The sequence below is a fragment of the Vibrio sp. SSH13-20 genome, assembly GCF_040104475.1.
Lineage (GTDB): Bacteria > Pseudomonadota > Gammaproteobacteria > Enterobacterales > Vibrionaceae > Vibrio > Vibrio harveyi.
The window spans coordinates 318939-337611 of the sequence record NZ_JBECOU010000007.1 but is presented as its reverse complement, the minus strand read 5'-3'; the positions used below and the strand labels follow the sequence as shown (position 1 = coordinate 337611).

Here is an 18673-nt window from a genome sequence, read left to right as displayed (position 1 = left end):
CCGTTCCTACCATTTCGCGTAATGATCTTCGGTGAGTCCCATCACCTCATCGAGTTCATGTTTAATGCCATTGTCATCAATCAAATAACCAGAAAAGTAACCGACAAACTGACGAAAGTTACTCTTCAAAAACCAGAAGTTCTTTTTCTCTGATCGTTGATTTTTAGGCTTGAAGATCAAGTCGATGCGCTTGTCTTGTGAGGTAATTCGCCATGACGCTTCTTGATGCATGCGAGAAAACTCGAACTGTACAGGCGGCATCAAGTGGCGTTCGCCATCAATCCAAATGACGTTTTCACAATACCCAGTTTCATTCACACCAGCCGCAAGGTTCAGTCCTATCCGTTTGCCTTCCCTTTGGTGATTGATGCTCGCCCATCGCCAACTGGTCTCTCTGCGCATGTAACCAGCAGAGAAATCATACCCAGCGACTGCATTGGTGAGATCTTGTGGCTGCCCTTTCACACTCATTTGACCTTGTATAGCGAGCGCGTTGTGTTTTTGAGTGTAAGTCCAGCCCGAATATGCTGTTGGCGTGCAGAGCATCAAAGGCAAACTTTCTAGCTCAGGCGTTAACCTTAAGTCAGCTTGAATAAGGTCTGTTGAAAGCTGTATGTGCCAGAGTCCATTTTCAATGTTGAACTGGATGGTGTCACTGGCGAGATAGGCTTGGCTGTTCCAACTAGAAGGTTGTGTTTGATAGCCCATATTGAGCGGCTTTAGCCATTGCTGCGCAACAAGTTCATGAGTTTCGATATCAAACACATAGCAAAAGCCAGACGCCAAATAGCGAATATCAGCAATCGCAACACCAATGATGTGTTTCTCTGTCACGATCGAGACGAACTGGAACTGCTTATAGTCGAATCGCTTTCGCCAACTCGATGCAGGCTGGTCCATCTCATTAAGATACTGAAACGCATCCAACTGAAGCGATTCGGGAACCGATGCTAAATGACCAAATTGAGGTAATCCATTCGCTTGAATAAAGGGATTCAAAGGCGTTTGCACATCCATGCTCGCTATTAATCAATGACACACCATTCGATATTAACATTAATTTAACAACAAACAGTTTGCGCCACTGCACAACATTGATTCACATACCGACTTAAAATGAACCAAAATGTGAAACCAGTCACCCATATTCAAACTATTAAACGGTTAATTAGAGCTTTATACCCAAGTAACCTCGAGATGCTAGGTTCAGCGAGACTGACTTGGTTTGTAGACGCGGCGGCGATTTAAAGGTTTAGTGGGTCTAAATCAAGAATCGGCAACAAAGTATACAAGCCAAGGCAGCTCGCCCTTTGGGAGCGTGTCATTGACCCGATTGCTGCGTCAAACAACTTGGAAAGAGCTGGCTATTACACTGCGTTGTTTTCCTTGCTCTCGAATCAATGACAACACTCTGAATCCTGCATCTTGAAGTCACTTGGGTATAACTTAGGTTACACAACAAGCAAGATTATGAAAGCTTCACCTCACTAACGCTTTTAATGGCTCATTCTCCTAATCCAATAACTCTGTCACGACGTCGGTCTTTACAGAGTTAGCGATAAAGCAGTTTTCATGTGCCATATGATGCATTTTTTCTAACTGTTCACGTGTCGGCTGTTTGTCTCCTGAAAAGACAATGTTTGGTCTAAGTGTCACTTTTGAAACCCACTCTTTACCATTTTCTCCCGTTGTAAGTTTGCCCACCGCTTCATCTACGTAGGAGTCGATCACATAACGGCGTTTAGCAGCAATAGAGAGAAAGACCAGCATATGACAGCTTGAAAGTGCCGCAATAAACGCTTCTTCTGGGTCCACATTCTCAGCTACAGATAAAGGCAATGGAACAACATGAGGAGATGGCGAAGCAGGAACACAAAGCCCACCATCAAACTGCCAAACGTGCGCTCGGCTGTATTGATTATCACTGAAAATTTCGTCGGTTTGACGTTGCCATTTAATCACTGCGGTATGTTGACTCATTGCAATTCCCTGCCCTGTCGTTGCGCACTCCAAAAGGAGATGATTTCAAAAGAGAGCTAAGTAGACCACAACCTAGGGCTTACTCCCACTCACAAGGCAGAAAATGCGGGTATAGAGCGATCAAATCACTTGGTTTGAATCTGTTTGTTGTTTTCGGCAACGATCAATCAAACGCTGCCCTTGATGAATATTAACTTGCAGTCGGTTGATCAACTTTTGCAATTGTTCAATATCAGGAATCTGCTTGTTCTTAACTTGAGTTTCGATTTCTAGCGCCTGATTCGCCAGTGTGTCTAACCCAAGATTCAACGCCATCCCTTTGGTGGTGTGCAAGGTGCTGTAAAGTGACGATAAGTCTTCTACCATGAAATACTCAATCAACTCATCAACCGATTTTTCGAAATCATTCACTATGCTTTCAAGCAGATCTAACAGTGCATCAGGCTCCTCTTTGAGCATTTCTACCGTCTCAGAATGAGTCAGCTCTTCTTCTGTCAGTCTCAGCCTCTCAATTGGTTCACGATGTAACTCAACCACGTTTTCAGCTTGATCCGATACGTCATTTTGCACAGGTAAACGAGAGGCGAACTGCTTGAGCGCATCAGCAAAGCTCTCTCGCTGTAATGGTTTGGTCAGTACATGGTCAGCACCCGCGTCGATAAAGTTATCGTGCGCTTCTCTAAACACATCGGCGGTGTAAGCAAACAATAAGGTCTTCACACCAAGCTTCTCTCGGATAAATCGCGTCGCCTCAACCCCGTTCATCTCCGGCATGTGATTGTCCATCAGTATCAAGTCATATTGGTTCTCTTGTGCTTTCTTAGTCGCAATCAAACCATTCTCAGCAATCTCGACCGTATGCCCTAACTTTTCACAGAAACCTTTCGCTACAATCGCATTCACACGGTTGTCTTCGGCAAGGAGAATGTGCAGATTGCGTTTATTCTCCTGCTGTTGCTCAGCTTTGGTGTTTGGCATTGCCGGCTGTTCTTTCTCTACCCAAGGGATAGGAAGATCCACTAAAAACTGAGTCCCAATGCTCTCAACACTCTTGAGCTTAATCTCTCCACTCATCAATTCAGTGAGCTTTTTGACAATCGCGAGACCAAGCCCTGTACCTCCAAACTTACGCGTGGTAGAGGTATCAGCCTGTTCGAACGAGTTAAAAATGCGACCTTGTTTATCTTCCGGAATACCAATACCAGTGTCGTTCACCGAGAGGAGAAGACGTTTTCTCTGTTCATCAAGCTCAGCGCGGATCAATACATGCCCATCACCCGTAAACTTCACGGCATTGCCTGCGAGATTGAACAAGATCTGTCGAATACGCGCGCAGTCACCGTTAAACTCGATGTTTTCTGGCACTTCGTTCTCGACGTAAAGCTGAATGTTTTTCTCTTCGATTAAAGGCTGAATCGCACTACAAACCGGGGTTAGCACTTGAGGTAAATTGAATGGCGCGGCTTCTAGTTCCAACTTGTTCTCTTCAACTTTAGAAAAGTCCAAAATGTCATTGAGAATCGTCATGAGGTGTTGACCAGAATCCAAGATCACTTTTACATGCTCTTTGGTTGTCTTTTCTTGAGTTTCGCTGGCGATGATTTGCGAAATGCCCAATACACCATTCATTGGCGTTCTTAACTCATGGCTCATGGTTGCTAAGAATTGTGACTTGGCTTTTGCCGCACGTTCCGCCTTTTCTGTCGCTTCAGTTAATTCGTCATTGAGATGTTTGAGCTTATTCACACGATGTTGAGTTTGCAGCACAAATACGGTTACCAATAAGATGATGGACAAAAGAACAAACACCCATGTGAGTCGAGCTTCACGCTGTGCGATCTCAAGTAACTGGTGTTCAGAATACTCAACAAACTCAAAATAATGGCTTTCTAAAATCTTGTTAGTAAGCAACTCTATCTTTCGCTCACTTTGGCGCAGTCGATTCAAGAACAATGAGATGTTTTGACTTTGAGGATTATCGCCTTGTAATGCGGCATTGGTTAGAAAGTTAAAATAGTGCTTCTCTAACCAAGAGTCATCATTTTGCGCCGCAAACTGACGTTGATAAATATTGTGTAGAGTGAGTGACTCGTACTGGTTTGCAACTTGAACACCAATTAACATGTCCAGGGTTTGCGTCGCATCGCGAACCTTACCATCAAATTGAGCTACGATATTTTTTACACGATTTTTCGTAGGCGTAAATTCAAACCAAATTGACTGTTTGAAAACCGTACATAGATTCTCGGCGGCAAGTTCAAGCTCAACCAAACTTTCGGTAATTTCGTACGTTTTTCTCTCTTCCATTGAATAGCGATTGACGACTCTGTCTCGGGCTTCTATCAAATGGTGACCAATTTCAGAAAGCGATGCGTGCAACCCTTGAGTATTTTTTGAATTCACATGGCTCATGCACGCTAACACCGCCATTACGGCAATAACGACGAATAAGGCGGCGTTCACTAAACGGAATTTATTCATTTTCAAACACCTCCAAAATTGCAGGTCTTGGGGCGCTCAAGGTCTTAAGGAAGGCTTCGATATCTGCCACGTTATCGTCGCTCATCGTTACACCCAATTGAGTCTGCGACATGATTTGTATGGCATCCGATAACTTATCAATTTGCCCATTGTGAAAGTAAGGGCTGGTTTGTCCTACATTCCGTAAGCTTGCCACTCGAAAGTAGAACTTGTCCTCTCCATCAGAGGTTCTTAAATGCCGTCCTGTGTCGAGGTTGTCATCAGGTACTTGAAAATAGCCAAACCGTTGAATCATCGCCCCGCCAATATTTCGTCCTTGATGACATTGAACACAACCCACTTGCTGAAAAGTCTCCCAGCCTCGTATTGCCTGTTCATTCATAGCATCTGTCTCACCAAGCAAATAAGCATCAAATGGAGAACTTGGTGTCTGGAGCCCTTTAACAAACTCCACAATTGCACGCTTAATGTTGTTCACATCAATACTTCGGTTATCCGCTTGCTTAAAAAGCGCCTGATATGACGGGTTGGTCTGAACATATTTTTCTATCTCTTCCCAATTAGAGTCCATCTCCAATGGGTTTTGAACTGGACCATCGATCTGAGCCATTAGCGAGTTTGCTGTACCATCCCATAGAAATCGATAATTTAAGGCGGCATTAAAAACGGAGATTGAATTGCGAGAGCCAACGCCATGCACCCCAGTAGAAACAGGCGTCAATTCTGCACCATTCGTCGAGAGATCATGGCAAGTCTCACAACTGATCGTGCCATTAGATGAAAGCTTTGGGTCTCGGAACAAGTGCCAACCAACTCGAGCTAGATCCATGTCGATCGTAGGTTTGCCATCAATTGGTTGCACCAACTGAAAATTCACTTCGTCATCATGCGTAGTACCGGCAATAGCGAAAGCGCAAAAACCTATCATCAAACATCCATATAACCCTTTTGTGGTAAGCCTTTTGTTCATCGTTCTGGGTATCCCTACCTAACCTCTTAATATGAACTTAGTTGCTTTTGACTTTTTTTCCATTACTGCCCGTATGGATATTGAGCACCCTCCCATAACTTATTGATTAATCGTGCGCAAGTTTGCACAAATCCCCCTCTTTAATATCAAGCGGAACTTGTCGACAGGACAAACATCCTTGATTGGCGGAAAGTGGCGAAAAGCTATACGATTCCGCCCCCTTTTTTGGATTCCGTCCTTGGCTGGAAATTTGAACCTAGTGAAACTTTTCGCTTTCATCACCGCATTACTTACTACTCTTTCATTCAACGCCTTTGCTCAAGACTTTCTGAGCTTTGAAGAGAGAGAATTTCTAAATAACAAAGAATCACTAAAAGTCGGTGTTCTCGAAGGTGACTGGCTACCCTATTGGGGAGACCTAGCATCAAAAGAAGGCATCAACATCGAATACGCGGAATCCATGCTGCACGACTTGCATGTTGGTGCTGAGTACGTGCCATATAAAAGCCTCAACACTTTATTTGATGGCTTGGAAAGCGGCGAAATCGACTTAACTGTCGGCTTTGTTGCGACTCAAAAACGTGCGCAACGCTTTCTGTATTCTCAACCTATTTTCAATACGCTAAGACTGATATGGCTTCGAGATGACAGCCTCGCAGACAAACCTCTTGATGAGCTGAAATGGGTTTGTGTTAAAGATTCCAGCGCGTGCGACCAAGTTCACGCTCTGGGGTTCAAACACGTTCATGCGGTTAAGAACAACTTAATGATGACAGCATCACTCAACAGTGGCGCTGCTGATGCTGCTGTCGTGGGTCTCTCTACACTGAGTTCTTACGGTTTTAAAAATCCGAATGGCGAACTTGTTGGTAAGGTGGTTTACAACCGATCTCTTAAACCGGGAGAGGTCACGGTGTTTACTGGCAAGAACTCACCAAAGCTGATGAGCATCATCGACAAGTACATTAAGCACTCGAAAGAGTCTAAACATAGTCGTTTACACATTGAAGCCAACATCAACATTCTTCACAACGAGTTGATGTTGGATATTTTGAAGCAGCAACAAGGGCACAAAACAGTTCGTTATACGATTCAAGATAACGTATACCCATTGTCTTACCTCGACCGAGAAACAGGTGAACTAAAAGGCTATGTCCATGACTTATTAAAGCTTATGGAACAAAAGAGCATGATCAAATTCGAATACGTGCCAACGAATGGGCGTGATGTGGATTTGATGCTTCAAGAAAAGATGGTCGATTTGCTGCCTGCAAGAAACATCAACCTAACAGATAAAAAGCGCTTTATTACCACTCGCACACTTGGGTTCCTTCAATATGGTTTTATTGAGTCACTCAACGAACGAGCGAAGAAATCCGTCGCAATTCTGGATCGTTCAGGGAACTTTTACCCTCATTTTCTCGAGCATCCAGAATATGAGTTTGCTGCGGTTTATAGAGAGTTTGACTGTTTGATGAAAGCGTTTGAAGACGGCGACATTTCTCACGCATTCGTCAACCAAAGCCTGATTGACAATCATTACTACGGTGGTCAAGGGGTAAAGTTTAAGCCAGCGACACCACCCAACGATATGCAGTTGAAAATCAAATTGGGTATGGAGTTAAGAAAAGACTCGGAGTTTCTGCGCAGAGTACTAAACACGGTACTTAAGATCACGACCGACGCTGAACTAAAACAGTTAATGGATCGCCACAATAAAGTAACGGTGCAATACGGTGTCGACAAAGAAACCGTCGTCATTTGGGCGTTGGGTGGCATCTGCCTTTTGTTGGTTGCAGTACTGATTTACATCGTTAGAACCGGACATCTGACTCGAACCATCAAACGCAAGGAATACGAAACTCAGATTCGCCAAAAGCAAAACAAGTGGTTGTCGTCCGTACTGGATCAACTGCCCAATAAAATTCTGATATCGGATGACAATAACAAGCAGATTCTGGCAAACAAGCCGTTTATTAACATGCTTTCGCGCTGCAATGTCGATAAGAGCATTCCAGATGATGAACGAGAGCAAGTGCTCAAGTTGACCCGAGAGTGCGTAAACACAGATTCAGAAAGCTCAGAAACGTCTTTATGCTCTTTGGGAGACAAACACTACCGCGTTCGTAAGCAGACCCTACTCCACCCGGAAGAAGGGGCTCAATATTGCATGACGGTATTTGATGACATCAGTGAACTTAAACAGAAAGAAACCGCACTGAAAGCATCCAACTTAAAGGCAATGCAAGCGATCGAGGCTCGCGAGCATTTTCTAGCCGTGGTTAGTCACGAACTCCGCACCCCAATCGCTGCAATGTTGGGCTTAATGGAGTTGTTAGAACAAGATTTAGAACGTTCAGAAAGCAAAGAGCTGCTAAAAAGCGCAATGCAATCTGCAGAGCGATTACAGCTGCACGTCAATGACATTCTAGATTTTTCGAAGATTGATGCGAACCAGCTTCAGTTGGATGTTCATGCAGGCAATGTTTATCAAGAGCTTGGTTCAACACTAAGAAGCTTTGAGAAAGCCATAGAGCAAAAATCGTTAACGTTTGAGTTGAACTGGACTCCGACGCCACATGCGTTGGTGGTTCTTGATTGGTTGCGAGTCAACCAGATCATCAATAACTTATTGAGCAATGCCGTTAAGTTCACCGAACACGGTAAAGTCATTGTAAGCGTCCATGTCAGCAAAAATCAGCTTGAATTTAGTGTACAAGACACCGGATGCGGCATGAGCACGGCGCAATTGGCTGCTCTTTTCCAACCTTTTGTTCAAGGGGATAAAAGTATCAGTCGCCGCTTTGGGGGAACTGGACTTGGTATGTCTATCGTCAAAAGCTTGGTCGACATCATGGAGGGTAGCATTGAGGTTGAAAGCCAAAAAGAGCAAGGCACAACCATCAAGGTGCAACTTCCGATGACCAGTCAACCGCTTGATTTGACTGCTTTGGTTCCGGTTTATACAGAAAGCAACCAAGTCCAGCGTTGGCTGAATACATGGCAAGTCACGCTAGATGAATTTGAGAGCAAGCATCATGTTGTCGAGGTAGATCCGCATTACTCTAATGTGTATCCCGATTTGATTTTGCAGAAATTGAACCGTAATACGACCACGCAAAGCCCTTTGGAACTAACAGAAGCGTATCATTGGGATGGTCGCGTATTGGTCGTCGATGATGATGCTATCAATCGACTGCTATTTAAGCGTCAGTTTGAAAAACTGGGGGTTAATTGCCAGCTTGCAGCCAGTGGCATCGAAGCCATTGAGGTGTTAGAACAAGCGCAAAGCGACAATACGATCACCTCTTTTAGTTTGGTGATTACTGACTGCCACATGCCTGATATGGACGGCTACCAACTGACTAAAGTACTCAAAGCAGATAGTAAGTTTGCCTCTATTCCCGTTGTAGCGTGTACCGCAGAAAACTCACGTAATGTGATTGAAAAAGCGGAACACAATGGCATGGAAGCAGTACTGTTTAAGCCATACAACTTGGGCGATCTACAAGCCTTATGCGAGCAATACTTATCGAGAGCGTTTAACAGTGAGCGTCAAGAAGGCTGGCTTGAAGACTACAGCTACGAAGAAAAGCTCGAAATGGCACAGGTGATTTGTGAGGCTTTGAGCAACGATATTGCGTTGATTCAGTCTGGAGAAGAAAGCCTCAAGTCCATCGCGCACCGCATCAAAGGATCAGCCGCCGCCCTCAACTTAGTCCAGCTTGGATATGTGGCAATGCAATGTGAGTCTTCAGTAGGCAGTGAGCAAGAAACTCAGGCTCGCACCGCGCTTATTAACGAATTAGAAACCATAGTCAGTACCACACAACAGTGGCTGGAAATGAGTGAGAGCAATTAATTGAATATTTTGATTGTTGAAGACGATCGATTACAAGCAACTAATCTTAAGATTTTGCTCAATCGTCTGTTTGAGGGCACGATTACTATCGTCCATCGAGGTGCTGAAGTCGCGACCATTTGCGAGACTCAGCCTGTCGATCTGATGTTCTGCGATATTGATTTGCCAGACATTAACGGGGTGAACCTGCTGTCCAACCTGGCAGAAAGCGCTCGCCCTAAAGGTGTCGTGATTTTAAGTGCAATGAGCCAAGATGTGGTCGAAATCACCTACAACATGTGTTTGTCTGCGGGTTATGGCTTTGTTCGAGCGTTAACTAAGCCGATCTCTCATCAGCAGTTGAATCAGATCTTTAATGAGTTCAAACAATACACATTGGAAGAACAAGTGGTGTCCTTGCCCATTTTGATAGGTAGGGATGAAATTAGCACTGCTTTTGAGCAAGGTTGGTTTCTCAACTATTACCAACCTCAATACTCCGCGAAAGATAACCGCCTGATCGGCGTCGAAGCATTGGTGCGTTGTCGACATCCACAACACGGCATTATTGCACCCGCACAGTTTATTACTGAGATTCAGGCTCGTAACGAGTTAGATAAGCTGTTCTGGATTGTATTAGAGAACGCGCTGCAAGACATGTCTCAACTGAAGGTAAATATCAATTTATCGGTAAACATGAATCAAAAAACACTCAAGCAACCTATGAGTGCTCGCTTGTTTGCGTTGTGCGATCAATACCAAATCGCACCTGAACGCATCACGCTTGAACTCACCGAGGACGAAGTATACGACTGCAGCGTCACGTCCTTGGCGAATCTCGCTAACTTACGTTTAACAGGCGTTGGCTTAGCGATTGACGATTTTGGTACGGGTTACTCATCACTCAGTCAACTGGCGACACTGCCATACACCGAGTTGAAAATTGACCGCCAGTTCATCAAAGATGCGTTGACGAACTTCAAAAGCCAGCAGATCACCATATCGAGCCTACATCTAGCTAAGTCTTTGGGGCTTAAGTCAGTGGCAGAGGGTGTGGAAGACACTGAAACGTTGAGTTATTTGCGCGAACTTGGTGTGGAACTGTACCAAGGATTTGTTCGCTGTCGCCCTATTCCCTTTGAGCAGTTGGAAGCTTTGATCTAATTCTAGCCAGTGGCTGTTCATTCGCGGTCACATGGTTCATATGATGAGTCTCTTTGAAATGAATACCAAATCTTTCTCACAGTACAATGTGTTAATCGTCGACGATGCACCTATCGTGGTACTGACATTACGTAACATGCTGACCAAGCTTGGCTTTTCTGACAAACGCATCTTCACCGCTCGCTTAGCCAAGGGGGCGGTTTCCATTGCTCACCAAGAGCGTATCGATCTGATCATTTGTGACTATAACTTCGGTCGAGGTATGAATGGCAAGCAGCTGTTTGAAGAACTAAAACATCTCAAATTACTCAACCATGACACGGTGTTTATTCTAGTGACCGGTGAAAGCTCTGCGACCATCGTACGCGCTATTATCGAGCTAAAACCAGACGAGTACCTACTCAAGCCTTTTAATTCCATTACGTTGCGAGAACGCATCTCAGCAGCGGTGAAACGCAAGAACGTGTTGCAGGCTATCTATCAAGCAGAACTCAACAACGACTCTCACGCCGGTTTAGAAGCATGTGAAGAGCTGATGCCTTTTCATCCCGAGTATTTTTTCATCATTGAGAAGTTCCGCGCTGATTTCTTAACGCGCCTAAAGTTGCATCACGAAGCCAAAATCGTCTACGAACAAGTCATTGAACGCAAAGACGTTAACTGGGCAAAAATCGGCTTGGCGAACACATTGGTTTCTCTGGGTGAAAACGACGAAGCGCATCGCTTAGTGCGTACTCTGCTAGAAGAGTCTCCGAACAACGTAGAAGTACGTGAATGTGCCGCGAACTTCAATATGCTGAACCGCGAAGTGCCGCTAGCTATCAAACACTTGGAGCTAGCAAACAGCTTGGTTGAAGGAAATTCAGAACGTGAACTGGTGATTGTAAACTTGTGCCTTGCAGAGCACGATTACCATTCAGCATTGCAACACTATCATGCGTACATGGATATCAACAAAGATACCTATCGCAACAACACCTTCTCTAAGCTAAATTTGATCCGCAATTTGCTTTACTGCGTGCGAAAATTAGAAGGTCGTGAGGATTTGCTGGCTCAGGCGAAAAACTTGTTTAAGTCGATCACAAGCGGACCTGAAAACAAAGCAATTAAGGACGAATTGGATTTAATTGCCGCGCACATTGCGATTGAGGAAAACCAGTACGTTGCCGCGTTTAAAGTGCTCAGTGATTTGTATCGCCGTAAGCCTTTCGCTCACTTTTATGCGCAGTTTCATCTCGCTTGGTTATTGCATGAGATGAACTTCGAATCTGAGTTTTCTCAAGCCATAACTTGGTGTTTTGAAAACCTACAAACCGACTCAAGCGATACGATTCTATCGAGTAAAATTGCCCTTGGTCGCTCTTTAGAAACCGACAACGCGGAGCGCCAAGCTTGGATGCAAGAACAGTACAAGAAGATTCGTGCTGCTGAACAAGATTACCAAGCTTTGATCGATGCCTTAATTGAGCTTCAGGCTCGTTGTCCGCTGCTAAGAACCGTGTGTATTAACATCATCAAAGTGCTAACACGTGCTTTTCCGAGCAACAAATCGTCATTAGAGGTCGAACTGCTAATTAAGCGCTGCGATAACATTGTGAAACAATTGGTTTCTAGTGAAGAGCTTGAGAAAAGCGGCTACGACAAGTTTCTTTTTCTGGCTCAAGATCGATGTCAACAGATGTCTGTGGTGAACACCCCACCTACGCAACCAGAACTGGCAAACTAGGTAGCAAAAAGGGGCACGATTGCCCCTTTCATTTCGGATTACAGGTTGAAGAAACGATTAATCCAAGTCACCTCACCGAACGCAATCAAATCGTAGATAGTGAAGAACACTGCACAGATAACGGCAAGCTTCACCAATCGAATCGCAATTAACATCATAACTTCCCACTTATCTTCTTGTTTGAGTGTCGTTGATTCCTCGCAGTTTACTGGTTTTCTTACGAACCACAACGCATGAAAACCCAGATTACGTGAGAAAGTGTGTATCACAGCTTAAGCCTCACCCTTGTACATTTGCTTATACATTTGGAGGCGACGGATAAATCCATTCTCCCGCCTACTCGTATCTATACCCAAGTAACCTCGAGATGCTAGGTTCAGCGAGACTGACTTGGTTTGTAGACGCGGCGGCGATTTAAAGGTTTAGTGGGTCTAAATCAAGAATCGACAACAAAGTATACAAGCCAAGGCAGCTCGCCTTTTGGGAGCGTGTCATTGACCCGATTGCTGCGTCAAACAACTTGGAAAGAGCTAGCTATTACACCGCGTTGTTTTCCTTGCTCTCGAATCAATGACAACGCTCTGAATCCTGCATCTTGAAGTCACTTGGGTATATACTTTAAATAGCGTTTTCAATAAGTCCCAGTGGTAACACAAGGAGGGCTGTATGAAACAGATACGATTGTGGCTTCTTCCCCTACTCGTGTTTGCAAGCCAAGCGCTAGCGAGCACCGTTTGGGTATTGCCTGTCAAAGGTGCGATTGGTCCTGCCCTGAGCGATTATCTGTCGCGAGAGATTGAAGAGGCTCAGCAAAACGGCGTCGACCTCGTCATACTAAAAATGGATACCCCCGGCGGACTTGATAGCTCAATGAGGGACATCATTCACGCCATCACAACCTCTTCCGTACCCATTGCTACTTGGGTTGGTCCGTCAGGCTCTCGGGCAGCCAGCGCTGGCACCTACATTCTGCTGGCTAGTCATGTTGCCGCGATGGCAGAAGCCACTAATTTAGGAGCCGCGACTCCCGTTGCCTTGGGTGGCGCACCACAACAGCCGTCTTCAGACGAAGGTAAAGATTCAACAGATTCGCAACCGGAATCCACAGAACAAGCCTCGGACGAAGTCCCTGCCAAAACCGCAATGGAAAAGAAAGTCATTAATGATGCCAAAGCGTACATCAAAGGCTTAGCGCGTTTGCACGATAGAAACGCCGAGTGGGCAGAAAAAGCGGTCAGCATGGCGGCTAGTTTGGACGCCACCGAAGCATTAGAACTCAACGTCATCGACTTCATAGCCAACTCACCGGAAGATTTGGTTTCAACGATTAATGGCATCGAAGTCAAACTCAACGGCAAGCCATATAAGCTGACGTTAGATAACCCAACGTGGGTCGAGCGCGTCCCCGACTGGCGTGCCGAGATGTTGGCGGTGATCACCAATCCTAACGTGGCTTATATCCTGATGCTGATTGGTATTTACGGTCTGTTATTAGAGTTCTACAACCCTGGCATCGGCTTACCAGGTGTGCTCGGTGGGATATGTTTGTTACTCGCCATGTATGCCCTACAAATGATGCCTGTGAATTACGTTGGTTTAGGGTTACTACTGCTCGGTATTGCTCTGATGATTGCTGAAGCCTTTAACCCGAGCTTTGGCATACTCGGCTTAGGTGGCGTCGTTGCGTTTGTTCTCGGCTCCATCTTCCTGATGGACAGCGACATCCCCGGCTTCCAAATCGCTCTGCCATTAATCATTGGTATCGCTGTTTTCTCTGCTGGCTTAATCGTTATTACCGTTGGCTTGCTTCTTAAAATTCGCAGTAAAAAAGCCACCACCGGACTCGAAACCTACCCGGGCAAACTCGCTGTTGTGAGCGATGATTTTGTCGATGGAACTGGGCTTGTTCAACTGGATGGTGCTTTGTGGCAAGCCAAAGCTGACGCACAGCTCAAACAAGGAGACCACGTCACCGTGGTAACCATAAAAGGGTTGACCTTAACCGTGAAACCCAGTGACCGCCCTAAGGAATAGGAGGCGCTTATGATGCTTTACACTGTTGCCGTTATCATTGTTTTATTGGTTGCACTGGCAACGCAAATGTTCAAGGTGCTGCGTGAGTACGAGCGTGGCGTGGTGTTCTTCCTAGGTCGCTTCCAAGAAGTAAAAGGACCGGGCTTGATCATCTTAATTCCTTTCATTCAACAAATGGTTCGTGTCGACTTACGTACCATCGTATTAGATGTTCCGACTCAAGATTTGATCACCCGTGACAACGTATCAGTCAGAGTCAACGCCGTGGTTTACTTCCGAGTTGTCGACCCACAAATGGCGATCAACAACATCGAAAGCTACAGCGATGCCACCAGCCAGTTAGCACAGACAACGTTACGTTCTGTACTTGGTCAGCATGAATTGGATGAGTTGCTTTCTGAACGTGAACGCCTCAATAAAGACCTGCAATCCATTCTCGACCAGCAAACTGACGATTGGGGTATCAAGATCGCAACGGTTGAGGTGAAACACGTCGACCTTAACGACAGCATGGTGCGCGCCCTTGCCCGCCAAGCCGAAGCAGAGCGTAACCGCCGTGCGAAGATCATCCACGCAACTGGTGAGTTGGAAGCTTCCAACAAGCTAAAAGAAGCGGCAGAAATGCTCAACGAAGCACCTAACGCGTTGCAGCTTCGATACATGCAGACGCTCACTGAAATCACCACAGACAAGACATCGACCATCATTTTCCCGATGCCGATTAATCTCGTCGAAGCAGTCTCCGATATCGCCAAAGCAGTGAAGAAAAATCAGGGAGAATCGGAAGAAGGGAAAGAGTAAGCTTTGTAGTCATTGAAGAGAGAAGTAGAAAAACGAAAAAGGGAGTAGTCGTTTGCTACTCCCTTTACGAATTCACCATTGGTTGAACTCAGGCGTCGGTGCACTCTTTCTTCATAATTGCCAATCCAGTCTCAAAGCAGTGGCGCCACGCGTACTCGACCCTTTCATCAAAGTCAGGATCACATTGGGCGACGGTTTCTAACAGGCTTTCAAACCAGACATCGATGTCTTCAGGGGCGACGCCGATATTATTATGTCCGTGCTTATTGCCGTATTTCCGCATCATATCTCGAGCATCTACAGAGGTGTCTGCCATCATCACAAACACAATAGATCCTTTAAGCATCCGGATTTGCTTTTTCATGTCCACGCCATCGAACTTTTGTCTGAAGTTTTCACCTTTCGACCAAAAGTTCTCATAGAACAAATCAAAGAAGTCCTCATGGATTACGCAGCGTTCGTAGCTGTCGTTAAATACCTCGATTACGTTCATAGCCTAGCCTCTAGCCAACTTATCTATTTTCATTATGAATGTAATTTGATAATCCTACCAAGCTCGTTGGTGTTTTCTGCGGTTTCTGAACGTCGGCGTACGGAGAATTCCAACCTGCCTTATAGGCATTCAAATTCGATTTTCAATAAAAAATAGAAAGTGATTTAAACGAAACACGTATTATCAATTCGATAAAAGTCGATATTATGGACTCACTTTCGAGGTACGCATGGTTGTCGATGCTAAGCGCATCCTCATTTGTCTAATAATATTAAGAGGATATAAACGTGTCTCATCAAATCATTACAGACCTAAACAACCGTTACACAGCTAAAAAATACGACGAAGAGAAACGCATCTCTCAAGAAGATATGGCAATCATCAAAGAAGCAATCCGCCTATCTGCGTCTTCTATCAACTCTCAGCCTTGGAAATTCATCGTAATTGAGAGCGACGAAGCGAAACAGCGTTTCCATGACACGTTTGCTAACATGCACCAGTTCAACCAACCGCACGCGAAAGCAGCATCCCACACTATTCTGCTAGCGTACGATCCAAAATTCACTAAAGAGAAGTTTGCGAAGCGTGTTGATGCTGAAGTAACTTCTGGTCACCTACCAGCAGACATGTACGACATGTTCATGGGTGCTTACGCATTTGCTGAAGCAAACACAGATGAGAACGGCTACAACGGCGGCTGGACTAAAGCGCAAGTTTACATCGCACTTGGTAACCTACTGCACACACTAGCGCGCCTAGGTATCGACTCTACTCCAATGGAGGGTGTTGACCCAACACTGATCGGCGAAGAGTTCAAAGCAGAACTAGACGGTCACGTATGTGAAGTTGCACTAGCAATCGGCTACCACAAAGACGGCGAAGACTACAACCACGGTCTACCAAAAGCGCGTCTAAACATGGATGACGTAATTACTACTCTTTAATGAGTATCGCCTCCTAGCTCCTTGGTTCCTAGCCTAGAGCTCAGCTATCTAAATCATTGTTCAAATTGAAAGAGCCGTACTTCTTAGTTTCTCAGTCTAAGAGTACGGCTCTTTTTTTGTTTTGCTGAGGGGGAATCAACAAACGTTTTGAGATAAGAGACAGTTACGCCACTTGCTTGGACTTAAAATTACCAAGCAGCGCGTCATACAACTCGTTATCACTCAATACGCCCACTAACTTGTTCTCTTCCACCAGCAAGATAGGTTGATTGCTGCGCTGCTTCAGTTCAATCGCCTCACGCATGCTGATGTCTGGGTTAGCTTGAACGACCGTACTTTCACCGATGTCGTCGAGTGTGGTTAAATCGCTTTCCCAATTCACCAATGACTTATCGGAATCCACCAGCGTTAAGCCTTTCGGCTCTTGCTCGACCCAAATCTGTTTATCTGCACACACCAACACGCGGTCATTCTGCTGCTTAAGCTCGGCACTAGCTTGCATCAATGAACGACCTTTCAACACGTTGAGCGGATTAGTGTGAGCCACAAAGTCCGCCACATAGTCGTTTTCTGGCGCAAGGATGATTTGCTCAGGCTTACCGTGTTGAATCAGTTTGCCCGATTCCATAATGGCAATGTTGTTACCGATTTTCAGCGCTTCATCTAAGTCATGGCTCACAAACAAAATCGTTTTGTTGAGTTTCTCTTGCAGTTGAATCAACTCATCTTGAAGCTGAGCGCGAATCAGTGGGTCGAGCGCAGAAAACGGTTCATCCATTAGCAAGATGTCAGTATCCATAGCAAAGGCGCGAGCCAAGCCAACACGCTGCTGCATACCGCCGGAAAGCTCATGTGGGAACTTGCTCCCCCACTCGCTTAGCCCAACCATTTCTAGTTGTTCACGCGCCTTATTTCGACGTTCCGCTTTGCCAATGCCCTGCATCTCAAGACCAAACGCCACATTATCCAATACCGTTAACCACGGCATAAGCGCAAACTTTTGGAACACCATAGAAACGCGGTGAGTACGCAAGTTACGTAAAGTCTGTTCGTCACAATTGGCAAGCTCCACCATATCTTCGCCATCTTTGATTTTGAGGGAGCCACGAGAGATCTCATTCAAACCATTAACGGCACGAAGCAAACTTGATTTACCCGAACCGGACAGCCCCATCAATACACAGATCTCACCTTGTTTGACGCTCATTGAGACCTTATCAACACCAACCACTTGTCCGGTTTCATCAATGATCTCTTGGCGAGATTTGCCTTGGTCTAGTAGCGCTAATGCTTGCTCTTGCTGCTGACCAAACACAACGTCGAGGTTTTCAATCGTAATTGCGTCCATGTTATGCCTCCTTTTGGTTTGGTGCTTTGCACAAACGGTCGAGAATAATCGCGACCAAAACAATCGCTAAACCCGCTTCAAAGCCTTGAGAAATGTTCACAGTGTTCAGTGCTCGTACTACTGGTTTACCCAAACCATCAGCACCGACTAGCGCAGCGATCACCACCATAGAAAGCGACAACATAATGCACTGGGTCACACCCGCCATAATGCTTGGCAATGCTGCTGGGAGTTCGACTTTGAATAGCAATTTCATTCGGCTTGCACCAAACGCTTTACCCGCTTCAATCAGCTCTTCTGGCACTTTGGTGATGCCAAGGTAAGTCAGACGAATTGGCGCGGCGATAGCAAAGATAATGGTGGAAATCAGCCCCGGAACGATGCCTAAACCAAATAGAACCAATGTTGGGATCAGATACACAAACGTTGGTACGGTCTGCATTAAATCGAGTATCGGGCGCAATAAGGTGTACAACCACGGGCGATGCGCCGCCATGATGCCAAGCGGCACGCCAATTAATACGGAAATCGTTGTCGCAGCGAAGACGAGAACAAAGGTTTCCAGCATTTCTTGCCAGTAGCCGAGGTTAAGGATAGTCAGCAGCGCCAGCACGATAAACACGACTAGAGGAATGCTGCGGTGTAAGAACCACGCAATCGCTGCGGTCATGATGATCGGCGCTGCCGGTGGCATCCATTTGAAAATATCCACCACGAATAAAATGATGGTTTCGAGAAAAATAGAGATAGCATCAAAGAAACCCGACGCGTTCATGGTTAACCAATCAACGCCAGTTTCCATCCATTCGCCCAACGGAAGTTTGTTGTCCGTAATAAAATTCACAATAAAACCTTTGTGTTAAAAGGCGGGCATCGCTGCCCACCTTTTCC

13 protein-coding genes are annotated in these 18673 nt (G+C 45.4%); 6 read left to right on the top strand and 7 right to left on the bottom strand.

Annotated features, from left to right (window positions below; genetic code table 11):
* Positions 1–6: 6 nt before the first annotated feature.
* The 4 genes from ABMY42_RS20505 to ABMY42_RS20490 form a co-directional block, all read right to left on the bottom strand.
* Entirely contained in the window at positions 7–1017 is a 1011-nt protein-coding gene (locus ABMY42_RS20505) for a DUF2804 domain-containing protein (RefSeq protein ID WP_349266723.1), read from the bottom strand.
* Between the two features lie 495 nt (positions 1018–1512).
* Complete coding sequence (locus ABMY42_RS20500) at positions 1513–1980, bottom strand: OsmC family protein (RefSeq protein WP_349266722.1); 468 nt, start codon at positions 1978–1980, stop codon at positions 1513–1515.
* 120 nt (positions 1981–2100) lie between these two features.
* Positions 2101–4461 (bottom strand): ATP-binding protein, encoded by a 2361-nt coding sequence (locus ABMY42_RS20495; RefSeq protein WP_349266721.1) that lies wholly within the window; start codon positions 4459–4461, stop codon positions 2101–2103.
* Positions 4454–5431, bottom strand: a complete 978-nt coding sequence (locus tag ABMY42_RS20490) for a cytochrome c peroxidase (protein ID WP_349266720.1) — start codon at positions 5429–5431, stop codon at positions 4454–4456. Before ABMY42_RS20490 ends, ABMY42_RS20495 begins: the two co-directional genes overlap by 8 nt.
* Before the next feature lie 259 nt (positions 5432–5690).
* Between ABMY42_RS20490 and ABMY42_RS20485 the strand changes: the two genes are divergently transcribed.
* The 5 genes from ABMY42_RS20485 (at position 5691) to ABMY42_RS20465 (ending at position 14997) form a co-directional block, all read left to right on the top strand.
* A complete protein-coding gene (locus ABMY42_RS20485; RefSeq protein ID WP_349266719.1) occupies positions 5691–9293 on the top strand; it encodes a transporter substrate-binding domain-containing protein in 3603 nt (1200 codons plus the stop codon).
* Positions 9294–10436, top strand: coding sequence for an EAL domain-containing response regulator (locus ABMY42_RS20480; RefSeq protein ID WP_017190715.1), 1143 nt, complete (start codon positions 9294–9296; stop codon positions 10434–10436).
* A gap of 58 nt (positions 10437–10494) precedes the next feature.
* The gene (locus ABMY42_RS20475) at positions 10495–12162 is read left to right on the top strand and encodes a response regulator (RefSeq protein WP_349266718.1); all 1668 of its coding nucleotides are present in this window, start codon (positions 10495–10497) and stop codon (positions 12160–12162) included.
* 666 nt (positions 12163–12828) lie between these two features.
* Positions 12829–14196, top strand: a complete 1368-nt coding sequence (locus ABMY42_RS20470; protein WP_281188032.1) for a nodulation protein NfeD — start codon at positions 12829–12831, stop codon at positions 14194–14196.
* Positions 14197–14205: 9 nt separating this feature from the next.
* Entirely contained in the window at positions 14206–14997 is a 792-nt protein-coding gene (locus ABMY42_RS20465; RefSeq protein ID WP_005435702.1) for a slipin family protein, read from the top strand.
* Positions 14998–15085: 88 nt separating this feature from the next.
* Here ABMY42_RS20465 and ABMY42_RS20460 read toward each other — a convergent pair whose 3' ends face one another.
* Positions 15086–15490, bottom strand: a complete 405-nt coding sequence (locus tag ABMY42_RS20460; RefSeq protein WP_041060632.1) for a hypothetical protein — start codon at positions 15488–15490, stop codon at positions 15086–15088.
* Positions 15491–15777: 287 nt separating this feature from the next.
* On the opposite strand from ABMY42_RS20460, the gene ABMY42_RS20455 reads away from it, so the two are divergent.
* Positions 15778–16434, top strand: a complete 657-nt coding sequence (locus ABMY42_RS20455) for an NAD(P)H-dependent oxidoreductase (protein ID WP_005435698.1) — start codon at positions 15778–15780, stop codon at positions 16432–16434.
* Positions 16435–16597: 163 nt separating this feature from the next.
* Here ABMY42_RS20455 and choV read toward each other — a convergent pair whose 3' ends face one another.
* Positions 16598–17782, bottom strand: a complete 1185-nt coding sequence (choV, locus tag ABMY42_RS20450) for a choline ABC transporter ATP-binding protein (RefSeq protein WP_349266717.1) — start codon at positions 17780–17782, stop codon at positions 16598–16600.
* Between the two features lies 1 nt (position 17783).
* Complete coding sequence (gene choW / locus ABMY42_RS20445) at positions 17784–18626, bottom strand: choline ABC transporter permease subunit (RefSeq protein WP_005425967.1); 843 nt, start codon at positions 18624–18626, stop codon at positions 17784–17786.
* Between the last annotated feature and the right edge of the window lie 47 nt (positions 18627–18673).